Source organism: Streptomyces sp. NPDC048338 (assembly GCF_043201055.1).
Classification (GTDB): domain Bacteria; phylum Actinomycetota; class Actinomycetes; order Streptomycetales; family Streptomycetaceae; genus Streptomyces.
This window is the reverse complement of record NZ_JBICYQ010000007.1, coordinates 40297-61098: the sequence shown is the minus strand read 5'-3', so window position 1 is coordinate 61098 and position 20802 is coordinate 40297. Positions and strand designations below refer to the sequence as shown.

At 69.7% G+C, this 20802-nt stretch carries 22 protein-coding genes and 1 pseudogene; 13 read left to right on the top strand and 10 right to left on the bottom strand.

Annotation, left to right across the window (positions count from 1 at the left end):
* Nucleotides 1-4 precede the first annotated feature (4 nt).
* Both ACGFZF_RS17745 and ACGFZF_RS17740 read left to right on the top strand, forming a co-directional pair.
* Nucleotides 5-523 (top strand): SMI1/KNR4 family protein, encoded by a 519-nt coding sequence (locus ACGFZF_RS17745; protein ID WP_393555047.1) that lies wholly within the window; start codon nucleotides 5-7, stop codon nucleotides 521-523.
* A gap of 164 nt (nucleotides 524-687) precedes the next feature.
* Nucleotides 688-972 carry a DUF4328 domain-containing protein gene (locus tag ACGFZF_RS17740; RefSeq protein WP_393555045.1) on the top strand — a complete coding sequence of 95 codons (285 nt, stop codon included), beginning with the start codon at nucleotides 688-690 and terminating at the stop codon, nucleotides 970-972.
* Between the two features lie 321 nt (nucleotides 973-1293).
* Here ACGFZF_RS17740 and ACGFZF_RS17735 read toward each other — a convergent pair whose 3' ends face one another.
* Nucleotides 1294-2412, bottom strand: a complete 1119-nt coding sequence (locus ACGFZF_RS17735; protein ID WP_393555615.1) for a serine hydrolase domain-containing protein — start codon at nucleotides 2410-2412, stop codon at nucleotides 1294-1296.
* A 417-nt stretch (nucleotides 2413-2829) separates the two neighbouring features.
* Between ACGFZF_RS17735 and ACGFZF_RS17730 the strand changes: the two are divergent.
* Nucleotides 2830-3147: pseudogene (locus tag ACGFZF_RS17730) on the top strand (IS5/IS1182 family transposase); the annotation flags it as partial.
* Between the two features lie 41 nt (nucleotides 3148-3188).
* Here the strand turns inward: ACGFZF_RS17730 and ACGFZF_RS17725 are convergent.
* Nucleotides 3189-5459, bottom strand: coding sequence for an MMPL family transporter (locus tag ACGFZF_RS17725; protein ID WP_393555043.1), 2271 nt, complete (start codon nucleotides 5457-5459; stop codon nucleotides 3189-3191).
* A gap of 175 nt (nucleotides 5460-5634) precedes the next feature.
* On the opposite strand from ACGFZF_RS17725, the gene ACGFZF_RS17720 reads away from it, so the two are divergent.
* Nucleotides 5635-6807, top strand: coding sequence for a sensor histidine kinase (locus tag ACGFZF_RS17720; RefSeq protein WP_393555041.1), 1173 nt, complete (start codon nucleotides 5635-5637; stop codon nucleotides 6805-6807).
* On the top strand, nucleotides 6782-7444 hold the full coding sequence (locus ACGFZF_RS17715) for a response regulator (protein WP_389011300.1): 663 nt from the start codon (nucleotides 6782-6784) through the stop codon (nucleotides 7442-7444). The genes ACGFZF_RS17720 and ACGFZF_RS17715 overlap by 26 nt, the downstream gene beginning before the upstream one ends.
* A gap of 245 nt (nucleotides 7445-7689) precedes the next feature.
* Here the strand turns inward: ACGFZF_RS17715 and ACGFZF_RS17710 are convergent, their stop codons facing one another.
* From ACGFZF_RS17710 to ACGFZF_RS17700, 3 genes are all read right to left on the bottom strand, one after another.
* The gene (locus ACGFZF_RS17710) at nucleotides 7690-8955 is read right to left on the bottom strand and encodes a DUF6357 family protein (RefSeq protein WP_393555038.1); all 1266 of its coding nucleotides are present in this window, start codon (nucleotides 8953-8955) and stop codon (nucleotides 7690-7692) included.
* 97 nt (nucleotides 8956-9052) lie between these two features.
* Nucleotides 9053-9706, bottom strand: a complete 654-nt coding sequence (locus ACGFZF_RS17705; RefSeq protein WP_393555036.1) for a DUF6357 family protein — start codon at nucleotides 9704-9706, stop codon at nucleotides 9053-9055.
* Nucleotides 9707-9979: 273 nt separating this feature from the next.
* The gene (locus tag ACGFZF_RS17700) at nucleotides 9980-10222 is read right to left on the bottom strand and encodes a hypothetical protein (protein WP_393555034.1); all 243 of its coding nucleotides are present in this window, start codon (nucleotides 10220-10222) and stop codon (nucleotides 9980-9982) included.
* A gap of 125 nt (nucleotides 10223-10347) precedes the next feature.
* Here ACGFZF_RS17700 and ACGFZF_RS17695 point away from each other — a divergent pair, with 125 nt between their 5' ends.
* Both ACGFZF_RS17695 and ACGFZF_RS17690 read left to right on the top strand, forming a co-directional pair.
* On the top strand, nucleotides 10348-11031 hold the full coding sequence (locus ACGFZF_RS17695; RefSeq protein WP_393555032.1) for an HAD family hydrolase: 684 nt from the start codon (nucleotides 10348-10350) through the stop codon (nucleotides 11029-11031).
* A gap of 94 nt (nucleotides 11032-11125) precedes the next feature.
* A complete protein-coding gene (locus ACGFZF_RS17690; RefSeq protein WP_393555030.1) occupies nucleotides 11126-11347 on the top strand; it encodes a hypothetical protein in 222 nt (73 codons plus the stop codon).
* Here the strand turns inward: ACGFZF_RS17690 and ACGFZF_RS17685 are convergent.
* The 3 genes from ACGFZF_RS17685 to ACGFZF_RS17675 are packed head-to-tail and all read right to left on the bottom strand — an operon-like array spanning nucleotide 11326 to nucleotide 12797.
* Nucleotides 11326-11946 carry a dihydrofolate reductase family protein gene (locus ACGFZF_RS17685; protein WP_393555028.1) on the bottom strand — a complete coding sequence of 207 codons (621 nt, stop codon included), beginning with the start codon at nucleotides 11944-11946 and terminating at the stop codon, nucleotides 11326-11328. The two genes, ACGFZF_RS17690 and ACGFZF_RS17685, sit on opposite strands and share 22 nt — an antisense overlap.
* Entirely contained in the window at nucleotides 11946-12452 is a 507-nt protein-coding gene (locus ACGFZF_RS17680; protein ID WP_393555026.1) for an SRPBCC family protein, read from the bottom strand. The genes ACGFZF_RS17685 and ACGFZF_RS17680 overlap by 1 nt, the downstream gene beginning before the upstream one ends.
* A gap of 3 nt (nucleotides 12453-12455) precedes the next feature.
* Complete coding sequence (locus ACGFZF_RS17675) at nucleotides 12456-12797, bottom strand: ArsR/SmtB family transcription factor (protein WP_393555024.1); 342 nt, start codon at nucleotides 12795-12797, stop codon at nucleotides 12456-12458.
* A 432-nt stretch (nucleotides 12798-13229) separates the two neighbouring features.
* Here ACGFZF_RS17675 and ACGFZF_RS17670 point away from each other — a divergent pair, with 432 nt between their 5' ends.
* A complete protein-coding gene (locus ACGFZF_RS17670) occupies nucleotides 13230-13505 on the top strand; it encodes a hypothetical protein (protein ID WP_393555022.1) in 276 nt (91 codons plus the stop codon).
* A gap of 1227 nt (nucleotides 13506-14732) precedes the next feature.
* On the opposite strand, the gene ACGFZF_RS17665 is transcribed toward ACGFZF_RS17670, so the two are convergent.
* Both ACGFZF_RS17665 and ACGFZF_RS17660 read right to left on the bottom strand, forming a co-directional pair.
* Nucleotides 14733-15074 (bottom strand): VOC family protein, encoded by a 342-nt coding sequence (locus ACGFZF_RS17665; protein ID WP_393555020.1) that lies wholly within the window; start codon nucleotides 15072-15074, stop codon nucleotides 14733-14735.
* 312 nt (nucleotides 15075-15386) lie between these two features.
* Complete coding sequence (locus ACGFZF_RS17660; RefSeq protein WP_393555018.1) at nucleotides 15387-16337, bottom strand: alpha/beta fold hydrolase; 951 nt, start codon at nucleotides 16335-16337, stop codon at nucleotides 15387-15389.
* Between the two features lie 136 nt (nucleotides 16338-16473).
* Here ACGFZF_RS17660 and ACGFZF_RS17655 point away from each other — a divergent pair, with 136 nt between their 5' ends.
* From ACGFZF_RS17655 to ACGFZF_RS17635, 5 genes are all read left to right on the top strand, one after another.
* A complete protein-coding gene (locus ACGFZF_RS17655; protein ID WP_393555016.1) occupies nucleotides 16474-17124 on the top strand; it encodes a TetR/AcrR family transcriptional regulator in 651 nt (216 codons plus the stop codon).
* 745 nt (nucleotides 17125-17869) lie between these two features.
* Entirely contained in the window at nucleotides 17870-18889 is a 1020-nt protein-coding gene (locus ACGFZF_RS17650; RefSeq protein WP_393555014.1) for a hypothetical protein, read from the top strand.
* 314 nt (nucleotides 18890-19203) lie between these two features.
* Nucleotides 19204-19710, top strand: a complete 507-nt coding sequence (locus ACGFZF_RS17645; protein WP_393555012.1) for an RICIN domain-containing protein — start codon at nucleotides 19204-19206, stop codon at nucleotides 19708-19710.
* A 408-nt stretch (nucleotides 19711-20118) separates the two neighbouring features.
* On the top strand, nucleotides 20119-20271 hold the full coding sequence (locus ACGFZF_RS17640) for a hypothetical protein (RefSeq protein WP_393555010.1): 153 nt from the start codon (nucleotides 20119-20121) through the stop codon (nucleotides 20269-20271).
* Nucleotides 20272-20528: 257 nt separating this feature from the next.
* Nucleotides 20529-20783 (top strand): hypothetical protein, encoded by a 255-nt coding sequence (locus ACGFZF_RS17635; protein WP_393555008.1) that lies wholly within the window; start codon nucleotides 20529-20531, stop codon nucleotides 20781-20783.
* Nucleotides 20784-20802: the final 19 nt, after the last annotated feature.

Below are 20802 nucleotides of genomic sequence, written 5' to 3'. Positions count from 1 at the left end.
ACACGTGTCCGACAGACTGACCGCCGTCTTCGGCCCCCCGCAGAGGTACCGGCCGGCCGCCGGGACGTCCTGGGCTGCGGTAGAGGACATCATCGGCACCCGGCTGCCCGAGGACTACCGCCGATTCGTCGACGGATACGGGGATGCCACCGTGTTCGGGCACCTCGGCATCCCTCACCCGGAAGGAGCGCACCATCCGCTCGGGGAATTCATCCGAGACCTCGGGGGTGCATTCCTTTCCTGGCAGACCGTCCGCAGCGGGTCACCGATCGACCCGGACCTGGAGCGCCTGATCCCGTGGGCGATGCACAACTGGAACGGGGACATCTGTCTGCTCGACCCTCCGAAGGAGCAGGAAGAGTGGTCCGTTGTTGTCGCCTACCGACACTTCCCGACCATGGACGTCTTCCCGGGCAGCGTCACCGACTTCCTCGAAAGGCTGCACGAGGGACGTGAACTGCCCAGGGAATGGCCCGCCGCTCCCGCCGACTGGCAGGGAACGGAAGGTTCGCCCCTGATCTGACCCCGCCACCCCAGCGCCGCCCCTGCCCTCCGGTCCCCACGGACCGCGAGGGCAGGGGCGGCGTGAGTCGGTGGCGGACACGGGCGCCGGCGATTCGCTCCCCAAGACCGCACCCTGGTCGATGGCCAACGACCTTGTCGTCGATCCCTCCGCGGTGTCGGAAGATGGCCAGCGCACCCCTGGGACCCAGCAGTGCCCCGCGCAGGGTCTCCACGGCGCTTCCGGCGGCGTGGTGGGCGCTGCGGGCCGGCTCGGGCGTCCTCTACGCCGTCGCCGACCAGATGTTCAAGCGGGCCGAGGAACCGGAGGCATGGCGCAACAGCCTGGCTGTCGGGATCCTTGCCGACGCGCTCATGGCTGCCTCGGCCGTACTCGCCATCCTCTTCGTCCGCAAGCTCACCGCCATGCAGCACGCCAGAACCAGCAGCGGCCCCTCCACGACAGCCTGACGAACGAGGCGATCCCGCGGGCCGTACCCCTCGGGCACGTCTCGTCACCGGGCCCAGTCCGGGTCCACCACCGTATGCCGCCCATCAGCTGTCGTGGAGTCCGCCGGCGGACGGCCCGGCTTGGTGCCCTGCGGCGGCAACGGCTCAGCCGGGCGCACCGGCCCTTCGTCGAATCCCAAGGTCGCACGGAAGGTGATCAGTCACGACCAAGATCTCCTTCCGCACCAGACCCCGGCCCCTGCCCGGACCACCGGTACGGACACCGGTGGTCCGGGCAGGGATGTTCGGGGTCGGAGTCTCAGCGGCGCCGGTCCACCGGCATCAGTGCCGCTCGGGCAGGTCCCGCTCCGCCGGCAGGTCCGTCGCCGAGTCCGGCGCCGTGAAGGCCCGGGCCGTGGGCGAAGCGGCGGCCGGCTTCTTGCCGCAGAACGCGGCCTCCAGGGTCCCGCCGAGCGCCGTGTTCGCCGCTCCGTGGTTGGAGGTGTTCGCGAGGGCCGACAGACTGCGCCGGCCGTCGCGCGTCGAGAAGGCGTACGTGTAGAAGCCCTGCACGGTTCCGGTGTGGCCGAACACCTGGGTCCCGCAGGACAGGTCGTAGCGGCGCAGTCCCAGCCCGTAGAACCGGGTGTTGGTGGTGTCGGTCGGGGTGACCGTGGTCATGGCGTCCAGCATCGCCGGGGACAGCAGCCGGCCGCGCATCAGCGCACTCGTGAAGGTGTTCAGGTCGGCAGGCGTGGAGATGACGGCGCCCGCCGACTGCGCCCAGGACACCGTCTGCTCGGTGGAGTCCACGAGCGGCGCGCCCGCCTCGTCGGGGTGCAGATAGCCGCGCGCGTGCAGCCCCTTGATGCGCGTGTCGGGGTGGACGTACGAGGTCCCGCGCAGCTTCAGCGGCTTGAAGATGCGGCGCTCGTACGCGTCCGCCACCGGCCGGCCGGTGAGCTTCTCGATCAGCATGCCGACCACGACGAAGTTGGTGTTGGAGTACTTGTACGCGACGCCGGGCTCCGTGGTGCGCGGCTCGGCCAGGGACAGGTCCACGAGCTCCTGGTAGGAGAACACCCGGTTCCGCACGGCCTCGAAGCCCGGCACCGTCTTCTCGAACATGGCGTCCGTGTAGTCGGCCAGCCCGCTGCGGTGGGTCATCAGATGACGGACCGTGATGCGGTCGTCGGGCAGCAGTCCCGGGAGATAGCCGTTGACCGGCGCGTCCAGCTCCAGGCGGCCCTCCTGCACCAGTTGGAGGAGGACGACGCTCGAGAACGTCTTGCTGACGCTGCCGATCCGGAAGCGCGCGTGGATGTCCATGGGAGCCTGCGCCTCGCGGTCCCGGACGCCGACGGTCCGGCTGCGGGCCCCGTCAGGGCCGGAGTACCGGGCCATCGCGCCCGGAGCCCCGTTCGCCAGGGCAGCGTTCAGCGCGGCGACGACACCCTCCATGTCGGGCGCCGGGGCTGCGGATGCGGCGGGCGTGGTCGTGGTGGTGACGGGGGCCGGTGCGGCGGTGGCGGTGGCGGCGGGGGCGAGACCCCCGGCGAGCGCGGCGATGACGGTGGCGCCCACGGCCAGGCGTCGGTGCGGCGAACGGAGCACGTAATTCCTCTACTTCTTCCTCGACGGGGTCGACCCGGGCGGCCCGGGCGACTCGTTCACCGATCATGAGTGCTGGAAACCTGGAAAGGTTCCTGCCTCGGGCGGCGTGTTCCGGCCCATCCGTGGGACCGCCGTGCGGAGACGGGTCTTGGCCGGTTCCGCTGGGCCGGCGAGGACGCTCGCAGAGACGTCCGTCGCCCGGTCGGAGCCGGGAAACGGGGGACTTGACCACGGAGAACCGGCGGCGGGCAGACCAGCAAGGTCCACCTCGCCGCCGACCGCAAGTGCCGCCCGCTGGCGTTCGTCCTGACCAACGGCCAGGCAGCGGACAGCCCGCAGTCATCCCCGTCCTGGAGAAGGTACGGGTACGCGGGCCCGTCGGTAGAACCCGCATCCGGCCGGACGCGGTCGCTGGGGGACGAGGCGTACGCCTCCCGTGGAAACCGCGCCCACCTGCGCAAACGCCGTATCAAGGCGGTCATCCCGGAGAAGAAGGACCAGGCCACCGACCTGAAGAAGAACGGCTCCAGAGGTGGCCGACCCGTCAGCCACGACGCCGATCCCTGCCATGCCCCTAGGTGACGCGCCGAGGTGCCGGACGCCAAGGGCGGGCAGGAGTCGAGTCAACGGTCGACCAGCCGTGGACGCGGGGCCTCACCCGTGGATCCCGCGTCGGTGTCGTCGGTGCCGACCGGGCCGCGGGGAAGCATCCGGTCCAGCCACTTCGGCAGCCACCAGTTGGTCCGGCCGAGGAGGGTCATGGTCGCCGGTACCAGCACCATGCGTACGACCGTCGCGTCGATGAAGATCGCGGTGGCCAGGCCGAGCCCGAACATCTTGGTGGAGGGGTCCTCGGCGACGGCGAAGGACAGGAAGACCGCCACCATGATGAGGGCGGCCGACGTGATGATCCGGGCGGTGCCCGAGACGCCCTCGACGATCGCCGTACGGTTGTCGCCGGTGCGCAGGTACTCCTCGCGCACGCGGGAGAGAAGGAACACCTCGTAGTCCATCGACAGGCCGAACAGGATGGCGAAGAGGAACATCGGGATGAACGACACGATCGGAACCGTCGCCTCCAGCCCGATGAGTGCGCCGCCCCAGCCCCACTGGAAGACCGCGACCATGATGCCGTAGGCCGCGCCGATGCTCAGCAGATTCAGCAGCACCGCCTTCAGCGGTACGACGACCGAGCGGAAGACCAGCATCAGCAGCAGGAACGACATCGCCAGCACGGCGGCGACGAACGCCGGCAGACGTTCGCTGGTCCGTCGGCCCACATCGGACAGGCTCGCGGCGGCCCCGCCGACGTGCGCCCTGGCCGGGCCGTGCCCGATCGCCGCGGGCAGCACCTCGGCACGCAGCCGGGCGATGGTGTCGGCCGTGGCCTCGTCCTGGGGGCTGGCGGTCGGGAACACCACGAGGGTCGCGACGCCGGTGGCCCGATCGATGCGCGTCGGCGCGACGGACGCGATCCCCGGATCCGCCGCGACCCCCGCGACGAGGCGGTCCACCACTCCCGGATCACCGGCGGGGTCCGCGGCGATGACGAGGGGACCGTTGGTGCCCGGGCCGAATCCCTCGGCGACGAGGTCGTAGGCCCGGCGCTCGGTACGGCTCTGCGGCAGTGAGCCGTCGTCGGGCAGGCCGACGCGCAGGCCGAGCACGGGCAGCGTCGCCGTCAGCAGCAGCGCCGCGGCGCCGACCGCGTACGGCACCGGGTGCCGGCCCACGTGCCCGAGCCAGCGCCGCCACCCGACGGCGGGGACGGCGCCCGCCGCCGTGTCCCGCCGTCGGCCGAGGCGGCCCGACCGCCCGGCCCGAAGTGCCCGGCCGATGCGGCCGGCCCGGCCCAGCCGCGGGCCCGCCGCGCCGAGGAAGGCCGGCAGCAGCGTCACCGACGCGAGCACCATCGTCAGGACGACGATCGAGACGGCGACCCCGCCCACCGTCATGAACGGCACGTTCGCGACCGCAAGGCCGAGGATCGACACGACGACGGTGCCGCCGGCGAAGACCACCGGCCGCCCCGCCGTTGCCACCGCTCGTCCGGCCGCCGCCTGCGGATCGAGCCCGCACGCGAGGTACTCCCGGTGCCTGGCGAGCACGAACAGCGCGTAGTCGATGCCCACTCCGAGCCCGACCATGCTGCCCAGGACCGGTGCGAAGGTGGGGACCTCTGTCACCCCCGCCAGTACCGTCATCGTGGCGACCCCGACGGTCAGCCCGAAGACCGCCATGCCGATCGGCAGCGCGGCGGCGACGAGCGAACCGAACGCCAGGAACAGGATCGCGGCCGCGGCGAGGAGGCCGATCAGCTCGCTCGCGCCGCCGTCGGGGTCGGAGAAGGCGTAGAAGAGGTTCCCGCCCATCTCGATGCGCAGCGGCAGTTCGGCGCGCAGCCGGTCGCCGAGATCGACGAGGGCGCCGAGGTCTTCGGCCGACAGCCGGCTCTGGTCGGGGTACTGCACGCGGACGACCGCGATCCGCCCGTCGGCCGAAACGAGGCCGCCGCGCACGGCGGTGTCCCCGCCCGCTGCGAGCGCCCCCGCCGGGTCGCTCGTGCCGAGCACGTGCGGCAGCCGCTCCACCTCGGCCCGCAGCCGCGTGAGAGCGGTGCGCGCGCCGTCGTCGTCGAAGAACGTCGCACCGTCGTCGAGGGGGGTGACGACCACTTGGGCGGTCATCCCCTCCTGGCCGGTGCCTGCCCGTTCGATCAGTTCCGCGGCCCGTCGGGAGTCCAGTCCCGGAGCGGTCATCGAGTCCGCGGTCCGCCCGCCGAAGGCGACAGCGGCGAGGACGGCGAGCGTGGCGGCGATCAGCCATGCCGCGATCACCCGCCAGGGATGGCGGGCGGCGCTTGCGCCAAGGCGCAACAGGGCTTTCGAGAGCATCGGGTCCTCCAACCACCTCGTCGGCCGTCCTTGTACGGCCGCCGATGCCGAGGCTCGTCGCCCCGGCGCTCCGCGGCATCGGCCCGAGGGCCGCGGATCCGTCGGCCCCGGGGCGGAGTGACGACCCGTCCTTTCGGCCGATGCGCGGCCCGCCGCGATCCCTAGGCTGAGAACCGTGCTCCGAGACGACCTGCGAACCCTGTGGACCGAACCCCGGCCGCCCGACGCGCCCGGCCGGGTGTGGCGGGACTGGCCGCTGCTCGCCGCGGGCCTTGCCGGTGTGGCGCTGGAGGCCACCCTGCGCGAGAACGTCGTGTGGCGGCCGGTGGCGGTGGTGTTCGCCGTATGGCTGTGCCTGCTGCCCCTGTGGCGCCGGACCCGCCCGCTGGCGATGGTGACGCTGGCGTTCGGCTCGGTGATCCTGCTTCAGGTGGCCTCGCTCGTCGCCGCACCGCGCGAGCCCGTCGGCCTCTACACCGGCGCGGTCGTGCTCGTGCTGGTGTACGCGCTGCCCCGGTGGGGATCGGGACGCGAGATCGTGCTGGGCGGCGCGGTGATCCTCGCGGCCGGCGCGCTGTGCTCCGTCACGGACGAGACCCCGGTCGTCGAAAATGTCGTGGGCTTCGCCTTCCTGCTGCTCCCCGGCGTGGTCGGGACTGCCGTGCGATTCTGGGTGACCGCTCGCGAGCGGCAGTTGGAGCAGGTGCGCTCCCGCGAGCGCGAGCAGCTCGCCCGGGAACTGCACGACACGGTGGCCCATCACGTGTCGGCCATGGTGATCATCGCCCAGGCGGGCCGGGTGCTCGCGGGCACCGACCCGTCCGCCGCCGTCGAGGCGCTGGAGGAGGTCGAGGAGGAAGGGGCGCGCACCCTGGAGGAAATGCGCGCCATGGTCGCCGCGCTGCGCGACCGCGGGGTCGGCGCCGAGCTGGCGCCCCCTGCCGGAGTCGCGGATCTGGAGCGCCTGGTGCGCACCCCGGGTGGTCGCCTCCGGGTCGACCTGGGGCTCGACGGCGAACTGGACGCGCTGCCCCCGGCCGTGGACGCGGCCGTCTACCGGATCGTGCAGGAGTCGGTGACCAACGCGCTGCGCCATGCGGTCGACGCGACCGAGCTCGTCGTCCGGGTCGCCGCGGAACGGCACACGGTACGGGTGAGCGTGCGCGACAACGGCCGGCGCACCGGCCGGGGCCGCGACGGATACGGACTTACCGGACTGCGCGAGCGTGCGACCCTGCTCGGCGGCATACTACGAGCCGGCCCGGGTACCGACCGGGGCTGGCATGTCGAAGCCGAACTGCCGAGAGCGAGGAGCGAGAGCGGTGTCCATTCGCGTCCTCGTCGCTGACGACCAGACGATCATCCGCACCGGGTTGCGGATCATGCTGAACGCCCAGCCCGGCATCGAGGTGGTCGGCGAGGCCGCCGATGGGCGGGAAGCCGTGCGTCTGGCCCGCGAACTACGCCCCGACGTCTGCCTGTTCGACATCCGCATGCCCGCACTCGACGGACTCGAGGCCACCCGACTGGTCGCCGGCCCGGGCGTCGCCGACCCGCTGGCCGTGGTCGTCATCACCACGTTCGACCTCGACGAGTACGTCTACGGCGCGCTGCGTGCCGGCGCCCGCGGATTCCTCCTCAAGGACACGGGACCGGACCTCCTGGCCCAGGCCGTACGGTCGGCGTCCGGCGGTGAGGCGCTCATCGCGCCCAGCGTCACCGTCCGCTTGCTCCAGGCATTCGCGGACCTGCCCGCCGGCCGGCCCGTGGCCCAGCCGGTCTCACCCGTCACCGCCCGCGAGGAGCAGGTGCTCCTCGCCGTCGCTCGCGGGCTGACCAACACCGAGATCGCCGATGCACTGCACATCAGCCTCAGCACGGTGAAGACGCATCTGGCCAGCCTGATGGCCAAACTCGGCGCCCGCAACCGTGTCGAGATCGCGATGTGGGCCTACGAAACGCGCCGTATCCTCCCCGGAACCTGAGCCGGGTGCCGGGTCATGCTCCATGAGTCCCCGCCCGACATCAGTGCACCGGTCGGCTCACGTCGGCTCCATGTGCCTCACCCGCCCCAGAGCGTGACGTACCAGGACGCCGGAACCGGGACGGTGAGACCCCCGATACGACGAGACTCCCGGCAGCTACCTCGCCAGTCTCCACCTGCACGCCTCGATGATCTGGATCAAAGACCCCACCAGGACCACCCGATGATCACGACTCGATACGCGCCCTACCGGGCGTTGCGCCGCCGCCGGCGTGCGCGCTCGAACTCGGCGACATCCGATATCCAGGGACCGTGCGGTCCGAGTGCGGTGCAGCCGCCGCGGACGAAGGCGTTCACCAGGTTCCGATAGCCGCTGAGCCCGTCGACCAGGCTGTACTCGACCCGGTACTCCGGATCCGACCCGCCCTTCCCCTCTCGCACGGTCGTGATGCGGGCGATGGAGTCCGCGTAGAAGTGGAGCTGGATCCCCTCACCCAACTCCTCGTCCTCGATGGTGAACACTTCGTTGTCCGCCGCGGAGCGATCGCCGACGAACTCCCAGAACTCCGCGGAAGCGCTGCGACGGCCGTCACTCAGCCACTTCTTCTCGGCGCCCTTGTCGTCGGTGAACGACAGGGCCGTCTTACGGGCGCCCCCACCGAGGCCGGCGCGGTCGTCGGCAGCCTCCGCGTCATCTTCCACGGGTGTGCTCCTGGAGCGGTCCGCGGTCTCCGAGCACATCAGGAAGCCCACCGTACGCACCGCGTCATCGACGAGTCCGGGGTGTGCGCGGCGGACGGCCGAGTCGACCGCCGTCGCCACCAGATTCCAGTCGCGCTTGTCCGTGGCGCGCCTTCCCCGTCGCGGATCGATGCCGATCCGCATCCCGGCACACGCCTGCTCCGCGGTGGCGATCACCCTCATCACCTCCGGTAGCAGCGCGGCGTCGACGGCATCGGGCATCCGCCTGGGAACCGTCGCGCCGTGCACGTACTGGCCCGTGTACCGCAGAATCGCAGCGTCGAGAGGGCCGAGGACCGCTCCGCGCTCGGCGCGACGGCGGTCCGCGTGATGCTCCTGGGCACGTCTTTCGTTCGGTGTCTCTGTCGCCGCGCGCATCGCCGCGCAGACCTGTCCGCGCTCGAGCAGGTCGATGTCGGCCCCGTGGGCGATGAGCCGGCTCCTGTCCCACCGGATGCGCCGGAAGAGCGCGTCGACGTCCGCGGGCGGAGAGAGGAGAACCGGGTCCAGGAGGGCGGCGGCAGCGTTCTCGTCGAGCCGGCCCGCGGTTCCGGCGGCGTCGCACAGCGGAAGGACCGCACTCCACAGCAGCAGGTGTCTGGGCAGATCCTCCCGGATCACCGCGAGATGGGCTTCCTTGACAGGGAAGGTGAACGTGCGAGGCTCGTGGTTGGCGTCGGCCCCGGCGCCGAGCATCAGCTTCAGCTCGCCGTCCTCGCTGATCACGTTCGGGATCCATCCGCTGCTGCGGGTGAACACGATGTCTCTCATGAGCTCAGGGCCTCTCCGGAACGGCACCCGCTGGACGTGGCCGCCTCGGGCGCGGGGCGACCACCACGGTGATGTCGCGACCCCACCCCGCACCTGTTCACGACCACCGTGCGCATTCCGCGGCAAGGCGTGCGTCGGTGCGCACCCAGACTTCGCCGCCGGCGGCCTCGGCCGGGGCATCGACTCGTTCGATCCCGAGGAACTCGATCAGGGCGAGCAGTTCGGCCCGTTCGGCTCGGTCGTCGTCGACATCATGCGAGTCGAAGAAGACGTAGTACTGGTCGCTCGGGTCCACGAAGCCCGAATCCGCCCAGATCCGAGCGACTTCCTCGATCGCCGCAGCTTCCGTCGTGAACGTCGCGGCGCGGGCAGTGCCGCGAGTCTCCGGTGACGCGTCGAGGTCAGCGAGGTCGGAGAACCACTGGCCGAAGTGGTCGAGGCCGGCATATCCGTTCTCGAAGAACAGCATCGCGCTCGGAAGGTAGCGATTGCCCCGGTCCACCCGGAGGTACTCCGACCGAGGTCGGTCCGCGCCCTTGACCCGGGCGATCACACCCTGGCCGGGCATGAGCACCAGACTCTGCCCCGCCGGCTCATCACCGATGGTGTAGGTACCGGAGTTCCGATCCCGGAAGAACGCGGAGAACGCCACGTAGGCTTCCTGAGGATCGCCCACGGAGACCTTCTGGTCGTTGCCGTCTCCGACGGCGAAGACGAACTGCTTGGGTCCGGAGTCGTACGGGCGGGCCATGGTCGTCCTTCGTTCATGTGGTGACTCCACCAGCCTAGGGGATGTCCGGTCGGTCACGGCCGTCGCATCCGGGGACTACATCCGGGCGACCCGATGCAACAACGTGTCGCCCGGCGTACCCCGCTCCGCCTGCCGTCACCGGTCCTCCCCGGGGGGCGTCCCGCTCGACATGTGCGGCACTCTGAGCCACGGATCATCCGTCGGCCCGCACCCGGTCTGACGGATCATCGGGGGGCTGTGGGCGGGTGCTGGGCGGCTGGAGGTCGTGGTGCCTCAACCGCGTCCGTATCTGGCTGCCATCGTGTGGAACACCTTCTTCGGTTCCCAGCGCCTCGCGTCGAGCATCCGGACGACGCCGTACGAGCCCAGGTCTTGCTCCCCGGGCCTGCTGTAGCCGGCGAAGGTGAACCACAGCGCGGCCACGCCTTCGTCCTCGAAGATGTCCAGCAGTTCGGTGAGGTAGCGCGCTTGCTCGTCTTCCTGGGGGATCGCGCCGTGCGGCACCTGCCACGCCATGCCGCCACGCTGTCCCGCGCCTTGGTAGGCGCAGGTTCCGAATTCGGTCGTCAGCGGAACGCAGGCGACTGGGTCCTGGAGACCTTCTTCGAGCGTCCGCTCTCACCGCTGTCCGCGGATCAGACGTGATCGCCTCGCGCCCCAGTACCCACTCTGCGGGGATCAAGCCGATAGAGCTCGTGATCTTCGACTGCGACGGGGTCCTGGTCGACACCGAACGCCTCGCCGTACGCCTGCAGATCGAGCTCGGAGCAGAGCTGGGCCGGCAGCTCACCTCTGACGAGGTGGTGAGGCGATTCATCGGGCGCTCCAAGGAGTCGATCATCGACCAGCTCACGGAGCGGCTCGGCGCGCAGACGGCCGGACTCTGGTGGAGCCGGCTCATCCGACGCCACCGGGATGCGGTGGATCTCGGCCTCGACCCGGTGGACGGCCTGCCCGAGGCGCTTGCCGCCCTCACCGTGCCGACCTGCGTCGCCTCCAGCGACTCGCACGAGAAGATGCGTCACACCCTGGGCCGCACCGGGCTCTACGACATGTTCGCCGGCCGGATCTTCAGCGCGAGCGAGGTGCCGCGCGGCAAGCCCGCGCCCGATCTCTTCCTGTACGCCGCCCACCGGATGGGGGTCGCCCCGGCGGCATGCGCGGTGGTCGAGGACAGCGGGCCCGGCGTCGCGGCCGCACGCGCGGCCGGGATGCGGGCCTTCGGCTATGCGGGAGGCCCGACACCTGCCGAGCGACTCGAAGGCCCGGCCACCGTCGTCTTCGACGATATGCGCGACCTGCCGGACCTGCTCGCCGCGCGGTGACGCCCGATCGGGTTCCCTGACCCCATGTCTCCAGTCCTTCTCGCGAACGGTCGGATACGCGGTCGGTTCATCGGGGCGACACCCAGGATCGCGCATGCCGCGCAGCCCACTCCAGTTCGTCGTGGACGGGGATCCCTGCGGACAGCGGTTCGGGCGCCGTGTCGGCGTGCATGCCCGGCTCCACGCCGAACTCCTTCCGTGGGCAGAAGCGGAGATCAGCCGCGGGCCGGGCCGCTTGGCCTCGACCAGCAGGTTGAGGCTGGGCAGGACCGCGTTCCGGTCGACGCTCGACAGCTACCGCTTCCGGACGGTGTAGGTCAGGTGCGCCACTCTGGGGGAGTGCTCCACGCGGACCTGCTCCAGGGCCACGCAGGCCGCGTCCACGCCCTCGAACAGGCGGATCCCGGAGCCGAACAGCACGGGTGAGAGCGCGATCGAGAACTCGTCGATCAGGCCGGCGTTCACGTACTCCAGGATCGTCGCGCCGCCGCCCGCGACGCGGACGTCGCGGTCACCGGCGGCCTCGCGGGCCAGGTCGAGCGCGGTCTCGATGCCGTCGTTGACGAAGTGGAAGGTGGTCCCGCCGGGCCGCTCCCAGGGGTCACGCTTCTCGTGCGTCACGACGAACACCGGCGTGTGGAACGGCGCCTCCTGCGGCCACATCTTCTCTCCGGCGTCGAACATGCGCTTACCCATCACGCTCGCGCCGGTGCGCTCGAACGTCTCCCGCACGATGTCGTTGTCGCGCCCTTCCTCGCCGCCCTCGCCGAGCTTCAGGTTCTCCCGGAAGAACCGCTGCGGGAAGATCCACTGCTGCAGTTCCATCCACTGCCGCCCCATCAACTCCTCGGAGGACTCGGGCGCGATGAACCCGTCCAACGACATCGACACGCTGAAGAACACTTTCCCGGCCATCAGTCCTCGCCTCCCTTCCGGACGATCTCCGTGACGTACGTCGCCAGGTTGCTCAGGGTCTGCCGGCCGCCCTCGATCGCGTGGTACTTCTCGACCGCCTCGTCGCGCAGCTCCTTGGTGGGGAACAGGGTGCGCATCTCGATCCGGGTCTCCGTGCCGTCGGGCGTGAACGTGATGACCGACTGGAAGGCGTTCGGGTCGGTGGGGGACTCACCGTGGAGCAACGCGATCCGCTCCGGCGGGGTGATCTCGGTCCAGGAGATCCACTCCTGGTAGTCCGTACCGTCCGGTCCGTGCATCACGAAGTCCCACTCCCCGCCGACGCGGAACGCGAAGGACCGCGTGCTCGTGGTGAACCCCTCCGGTCCCCACCACCGCGACAGGTGCCGCACTTCGGTGAACGCCTCGAACACCAGCTCCCGTGGGGCGCTGATGGCCCGGGAGATCACGATTTCGCGGTCGGTCGTCGCGGACTGCGCCGACGCCTTCCGTCCTGTCGATGCCATCGGTCACTCCTCCTGCTTTGCCTGCTTGAGGTCCTGCACGTACTCGTCCAGCCGGTCGAAGCTCTCGTTCCAGAACCGCTCGAACCCGCCGGTCCACTCGTGCACCGGTCGCAGCCCGCGGGCGTCAAGCCCGTACAGGCGCTGCTTGCCTGCCTTGCGGTCCCGCACCAGCCCGACCTCCCGGAGCACCCGCAGGTGTTTGGACGCCCCCGGCTGGGTCATCCCCAGCTCCTGGGCCAACTCGGTCACCGGCCGCTCACCTGTCCGCAGCAGCAGCAGGATCTCCCGGCGCTGCGGCTCGGCTATCGCGTTGAACACGTCCGACGTCGTCGCTGCTCGTGCCATGACAGCAATCATATGCCCATATCGGCATGCGTCAAAGTCGAGAGCAATCAGGCGGGTCTTTGCAGGTCCGGAGTGGGAGGACGCCGTCGCTCACGTCCGGGAGTTCGCCATACTCATGGACCGGCTGCACGGAGGCGATGATTGCCCGGCTGGATCGACAGAGCCGAGAACGCCGAACATCCGATGATTCGCGCCCTGGCCCGCAAACCTCCTCGAGGACCTGCACGACCTCGACGCCGCATCCAGGTCTGGCCCTTTCGACTCGGGCATCGTTGAAGGCCGTGGCGCCGCAGTACCGGCAGGTCGTGGACCAGCTCTGTTCTTTCGCCGGCGAGTGCGCCGAACTCTTCGCCAGAATGGAACCAGGCGCTGACCCTCCCGACCTGGCCGCTGCACGCCGACTACCTCGGACCCCTCGGTACAGTCTGGGCGATGACAGGAAACAAGGGCCGCTGGCCAAAGATCGACCAGGACGGTGGCATCGAGGACGTGACACTCCTCATCCTGGAATGGCTGGGTGAGCAGGGCGTGAACGCCATGATCAGAGTGGACGCCGAGAGAGCGGCCGACAACGCGCCGGCGTGGACGTTCGCTGCCAGTGGGGGTCCCTTGGCGCATGGCATGCGTGCTGATGGGACGAGTGTGCAGCAATGCATGTCCGCAGCCCTGTCCCAGCTCCGCGAGGCCGGGCTGTCGGTTCCCTTTTGATCTTCGCCTTCGCTCGCCTCGGGCTTCGCTCATGACGCTGGTCTCGGCGTCCCAGCGGTTCCTCCGAACGGGCTGAAGCCCACATCCCGAGGTGGATCGCAGCCCACCTTCTCTCGGCGGGTGCGTCGACCTGCGCAAGCTTGTCTTCGGCGCCGGCCAAGGTGACCCGGAGTCCTTCGACCCCACCGAGCCGGCCCTCGTGTTCGACTCCGGCGATGAGGGCGACGAGGTTGTCGCGGATCTCCTCCAACCGGCCGTGCCGGGTCCGGCCAGACGAGCGAGCAACGAATGCAAGCGTGTTCAGGAACGCAAGGGCTTGAAAAGCCACGAACGTAGGTGCCGATGGAGGACCTTGCTTCCTCGAAGTCCGGGAGGAAGGCGTCCACTCCTCCTTGCTGAGGGCTCGATACTCATCGCCGGGCAAGATGGCCCTGCGGCGGGTTGTGAAGTCGCGATGGACCTCGATGCCCTCGGCAGGGTAGATCCCCAACGGGAGTCGGGTATTGGAACTGTGCGAATGCCTCAGCCGTGGCGGACCCATGAGGCGAACTCGTCGGCGAGACCGGGCGGGTTGGCGGCATCGGTCTGCCGGGCGATCGCCTCGTAGTACTCCAGTTCGTGGACGATCACCGGCACGGTCCGGCCGACAGATCTTTCGACGACACCGGTCGTATGGAGGGTTCGGGCGAGCCGTAGAACACCCACGCATCATCGCCGCATCACTTCCGTTATGCCCGAGCGAGCCGCGACCCATCGGCGAGGGCCTGGACCGCCCAGTCCTACGAAGTCGTTGCCCGGCCTCACTTCTGATGTGGGCGTGCCATGTGACGACAGAGCCTGGAGGTTGCTGTGAGGAGCGACGTGAGGGCAGCCGGGACCCGCGTACGGCGCTCCCGCCATCCCGGAGCCGGAACGCACCGCCGGCGGTATGTCGGTGACCTTGGCGGCGGCCGTGGGGGCTCGGCTCATGCCCGTGGGCCCTATCCCGTCTTGCAGGGGGCGGGCGTCGGCGCAGCGGGGGCGGAGCGGGCCGTTCTGCGCTGGTAGAGATGTTGTTTCCGTCGGTCGCGGACATCGCGGTGCTGTCGGTCGACGTGAACAACGAGAGGTTGCTGAAGAAGGTCGGCAGAGTCCTCAAACCGGTGAACCGTACTCGTGCCCCAGCGACCACGAGCAGGGCACGAAACCCAGACACGTCGTGGGGTGAGACGACGCGCGGAACGGAGTTCAGGGGCCGACGTATTCGAACACGCCGCCGTACGGGTGCCGCAGTACCGCACGGCGGCCGTTCGGGGTGGGGTGGATGGGCATCACGATTTCGGCTCCTCCCGCCTCCGCCTCCTCTACTGCGGCGTCCAGGTCGGCGACGGTGAGCGTCGCCGTCACGCCCGCGACGCGCTGCACCGCCTCATCAGGCCCGGCAAAGAGGAGGAAGGGGCCGACGCTGGCCAGGGTGATCCCGGCGAAGGTGAACCGCGATGCGCTGCTTCCAGTCAACTTCTCGTAGAAGGGCACTGCCGCATCCAGATCCTCCACACGCTGTCGCACGATCGCTGAATCCATGGCCATGATCAACACCTTCACATCTTCATGCGCGCCGGCGAAGGTCGTAGACCCGCAAACCGCGGAGCGCCAGTCACGTTCGAGACGCCGTTCGACGCCGAACCTTGAACGACATGCCCACCGTCCAGGACCAGGCTGTCCGGCAGCTACTGCTCAGATGGCCGCGACGAGGTCGGGGAACCGGCCCTGGATCAGCGATCCACGCCGGGTCTACATCAGGATCGGCCGCCTGGTCCGGCCGGGGTTCAGATCAGGGCGCGGTGCCCGTCGTACTTCCCCCACGCACGGTTGGACGGTTCGCGTCTGCGGCCCTCGCGGCTACGCGTCCGTGGCGCCCCGTGCCGCCGCAGCATCGAGGGAGTCGATGTCCTCCATGAAGCTCAGCATCCGGGCGTTCACCAGGTCGGGGTGGTCGATCTGCGGGCCGTGGCCGGTCGCGGCGACGATCTCGGCGCGGGCGCCGGGGAGTAGGCGCGGTACGCGTTCCAGCTGCCGCTTGGGACGTACGAGCAGGCTGCGCTTGCCCATGATCAGGTAGAACGGCGTCCGGATGGAGCCCAGTTCCGCGTCCGACAGCGGCAGCGGGGCGGGGCGGCGGATCCGAAAGGCCTTCACACTGGCCTGGATCATCGCGCGGAGCTCAGGGACGACGATCACCGGCTGCTCCAGCCACTTGGCGAGGCGGGGGCGCCACGCCTTGGGGGCGTAGGTGGCGAAGAGGCTGGCGAAGATCCATACGAAGAAGCGCAGACCGACCTTCTCCAGACCGCCCGGGTCTAGGGCGGTGACCGAGGCGAGCCGCCCAGGCCGAAGGTGGGCCTGGTTGATGACCAGCCAGCCGCCGTACGACGAGCCGACGAGGTGGACCTTGTCGAGCCCCAGCGCATCGAGGGCCTCGTCCATCCACTGCGCCGCGCGCTCGGGCTGCCACATCGGTTCGCACTGGACGCTCCGGCCAGGGTCGCCGGGAGTGTCGAGGGCGTAGACGGGACGCTCGGCACTGAGGGCACGGGTGTTGGGGTACCACTGGGCGGAGCAGCCTCCCGAGCCGTGTATCAGGACCACCGGCGTGCGTGACGTGGCCGCCGGGTCGGCGGGGTCGTACCGGTAGACGTGCGTGGTGCCGAAGCTCGTCCGGACGTCCGTCTCGGAGCGGGCGGGCGCGCCCTTCGCGTAGAGGACGTCGCAGGTGGCGAAGTAGTGGTCGCGCAGCTCGTCGCTCACGTAGCGGCCGATGTCGCGGCGTACTCGGGTCGTGTTCTCGGGCACAGGGCACCTCCAGGAAGATCAGGTCTTCGTGATACGAACGTACCATATTGTTGGTACGGCGGTACCATGAAAATGTTCGGACCGAGCCGGACTGCGAGCCCATGAACCACCCCACCCACGGCCGGAGACAGCACTGATGCCAAAACGCGTGGACCACGAGGAACGGCGCACCCAGATCGCCGAAGCGCTCATCCAAGTCGCCGGGCGGCGAGGGCTGCACGCCGTCGGCATGCGCGACGTGGCCGCCGAGGCCGGCGTATCCCTCCGGCTGGTGCAGTACTACTTCGAGACCAAAGAGAAGCTGCTCTTCTACGGACTCCAGCACTTGACCGACCGCTTCACCGCCCGCGTGGGCGCCCGACTGGCCGCCGCCGGTCCGGATCCGGGCCAGCGTGTGACGATCGAGGCGCTGCTGCTGGCCTCCCTGCCGACCGACCAGGAGAGCCGGACCTTCCACCTCCTGTACAGCTCCTACTCGATCCTTTCCGTGACCGACGGAGCACTCGCCGCCCAGCCCTTCATCGACAACCCCGACGCGGCCGAGAACGCCCTCACCGGCCTGATCGAAGGAGCCCAGGCGGCCGGCCTGGCCGATCCCGGCGCCGACGCACGCACCGAGGCCATCAGCCTGCTCGCCATGACCGCGACCATGGGCACCAGCATCCTGGTGGGCCAACGGTCACCAGAGTCAGCCATCGCCGTACTCCGCCACCATCTCGACCGCATCTTCACCGCCGGCGGCCACACCACCCCGGACGGCGGACAACGGACCAGGTCCACGTCATGATCGGAACTGCGGCAGGTGCCCTGTGGGTGTGGTCACGGAGGGTGGGTCGGTGCCCGGCAGGGTGGCCGCCTGGCGCCGTGGCTGTCATGAGGGTTGAAGTACCGGGAAGAGTCGACGAGTTCGTCCGGGACGATGAAAGCCCTCGGCCCCGAGAATGAGCAACGGTATTGGCACGGCAGCAGGAGCGTCCAGGAACGGGCCGCCCAACTCACTCACGCTCCTGGGTGGCGAGAACGGGCCTTGAGCTGGATCGACGAGTACCGCAACTCGCACGGGCACGGTCCAAGCCGGCGGACGTTCTGGCACACGCCTTCCCTGTGGCCGGCCGAGGCCACGCTGTCCGTGAAGCAAGTGGTGATGTGTCAGCGCAGCAAGGCGGAACATCTCGACACGGGGCCCGCATTCCGTTCGGCCTGTCCCGACGGGAGATCTCGCGCTGGGGTGCGAACACCGTCAGTTGCCTGCACGCTGAGAGCGGAGCCCGCCCGGGAGCCCTTCGCACGTCGACCGGGCGGGCCGTACATGCCTCAGGTCTGGGGGGTGTCTGACAATCCCAGGCCACCGGCCGCGGAGGCTGTTCCGGGAGCGCCCGCTCAGGCAAACCCGCCGGTACCGCCACAGAACCGTCACCAGCCCTGTTCGCCACGACGCAACAGGAGCACCACCCGGAAGGGCTGCTTCCACCTTCTGCGTACGATGCGGGCGGTCAGCTTCGCACCTATGGATGGAAAGGCTCCGTGCCACCATGTCCGGCCCCCAGAGCCATGAGTCCTCGCCTCCCCCTTCCTCCGCACCCGGCTCCTGGTGGCAGACGGGCGCGGCACGGGTGGGAGCCATTGCCGCCGTCCCCCTGCTGGGGCTGGTGAACGACCGGCTCGGCGGGGTGGCGCTCCTCGTCGCGCTGATCCTCTTGTGGTGGCGCAACCCCTGGCCCAGGTCGGGCAGGGTCGTCGCCTCGGTCGCGGCGATGGCCCTCTTCGGGGCGGTGCTCCCCGAGCAGCCCGCCGATACCCCGGCCCAGGCGGCGAACGCCGGGGCCGCGAAGCCGCCCACGCGCCCGAGCCGCTTCCCCGCCGCCTCGCGGGCGACGCCGGAGGCCACGATGCCCACGGTGCCCGACTTCACGGGCGACTCCCTTGATGTGGCCTTCCCGAAGTCGCGGAGGAAGGGCTTCACAGTCATCTACCACGACGCCTCGGACCAGAAGCGGGAGGTGACGGCGCGTTCGCTGTGGAAGGTCTGCTTCCAGGTGCCTGGCGGATCGTCCGGGGAGCCGATCGTGGACTTCGGTGTCGTACGCCGGGAGGAACCGTGCCCCGAGGCGGAGGGCAAGACGGTGCCGTGGAAGAAGATGCCCGACGTCCTGGGGCTGACCTGGCGCGCCGCGGTGCCGAAGGTGACGGCTGCAGGCGTACCCGAGGACGATGTGCACGCTGAGGCCGCGTACCTCAACGACACGCTCCCTCGTGAGGGCGAGTACGACGACTGGCACGTGTGCCGCCAGGACCCGGCGAGCGGCGGCCCCCTCACCGACGAGGTGTATGTCGTGAGCCTCGCGCTCTCCTCGCCCGACCACGGCTGCCCTGCTTCGGACCGGGGCAGGGACGCCTACCTGCCGGACCGCGACGACGACGGCGACCCGGACCACCTCGACCCCTACCCCCGTGACCGGAACCGCACGAGGCTGTACCCGACCGGAATCCCCGGCGGTACGGGCGGCTCCGGCGACGGCTGGCACATCTGCCGCCACACACGCTGGTGCTGACGGTGCCTTGACGCGGCGGCATACCGGTCCGGCCCCTGCGTCCAGGCACGCAGTACCGCTTCGGCTTCTCGTCCAGGTCGCGGGTGCTCCACGACGGCGTCGACACCCCAGACGTCCCGGACGAGTGGAGCAGCCTCGCCCAGGGCGTTCCTTCCCGATCACGCGCTCTGCCCGAACGGCGAAGTGCACCCGTATATGATCATCACACTGCGCAGGGAGCTGCTTGCGACCTGCGCTTTTCTGACTTCTCTGGGGGAACATTGAAGATCAATCTGACGTCACGCAAGGCACGGAGACTCGTTGCCGGCCTGTCGATGGCCGCAGCCCTGACGGCCGCCCAGCTGGGATTCGCGGGCAGCGCCTCGGCCGCCGGCATCAGCGTGTGGTTCCGCAACGTCAAGACCGGACAGTGCCTCGACGCCGCGGGGACCGCTCCCGGCTCGTGGGTGATCCAGTACCGCTGTCACGAGGGTGCGAACCAGAACTGGTACTGGAGCAGCAACGCCAACGGCACGAAGGTCCTGAAGAACAGGGCGAGCGACCTGTGCCTGTCCATCGATGGTGCGAACGGCGGCTACGGCACGCCGCTCGTCATGTGGTACTGCGACAACAACTGGTCGCAGGACTGGGACTACTACCCCATGGGAACCGCTCCCTCCGGTGAGGGAATGGTCTACATCTACAACCCCCACGCCGAGGCACCCGAGAACAAGGTTCGCGTCGTCGACGCGCCCGGGGGAACCACCCAGCAGGGCGCCCGCATGGTCACCTGGCAGGAGAACGGCGGCTACAACCAGATGTGGACCGACCACTACCGGTAGACCCGGGGGCCACTGACCGGCCGCCATCACGGTCGGCCCCACGGCGCCCCTCGTTCTGGCCGCCGCGGTCGTGATCCTTCCGCATGAGGACCGGGGCCCCTCGGGAACATACGTCTTGGGCCCCGTGAACGCCACAGGGGCCCCATACGTGCCGTACGGGGCCCCCTGTGCACGTCACTTGCCGGCTACGAGGTCGGGTGGGCGTCGGGCCACCTCGAGAGCTTGAGCGCAGAGCCCAGGACATCCGGGCGATTCGTCGTCGGGGACGTGCCGCGTACGTCCTTCCCCACGACGATCCCCTAAGCCATGGTGTCGATCAGCGCGTACGCCTCCGACCCGAACGCCCCCGTCTTGTCGGCGTTCGCTGTCTCCGCAGCTCCCGCGCCGGCTCCATTACGGCCTGCATCTGTGCCCAGTACTTTCCGGCGCCCCGTCCACCTGCCCGCCACCTTCAGCCAGGAGGCGGAAGAGCGCTACCTCATGGGCGCCGGGGAGACGAGCAGCGAGACCGTAGCCCCACACATCGACTCGACCGCCCGCCTGGACCCCGAACTGGTCTGACCCCAGCCACACCCTCGATCGCCCTGCTGGCGGCCTGCCGGATGTGACAGCCCTGCGCTGTACGGGGTTCTGTGCGGCGGGCGGTGGGCCTGTCGGCAGCCGGCCGTCGCGAACCGCTGGACGGACGTCGTTGATTCTTCTTCGTTTATCGAGGAAATAGTTGACCGCGATCGAATATCGTCCCGGATGCCCGCCCGCCCCGCCCGGACGAAAATGGGATGGGACGGAGAAATCCTCTTGCTAAGGGAGGCAGGACAGTGGGTCTCAACACCGACCTGACCGAAGCTCAGAAGCGGGCGCTCAAGGAGAACGCGGACGACCTGGAGCAGTTTCAGCGTCAATTGGATGAGGTGCACAAAAGGGCCCGGTCCCGCCTGGAGAGCGCGGGGCTGGTGACCGGCCTGGACACCATCAACTGCCTGATCTGCGTCGCATGCGAGGGGTGGGAGAGCGGCGATGACGGTAAGTGCGCCAACTGCCCCCACGGACTCTTCTCGCACAACATCATCTAAGAGCTTCTTCCTGAAACTG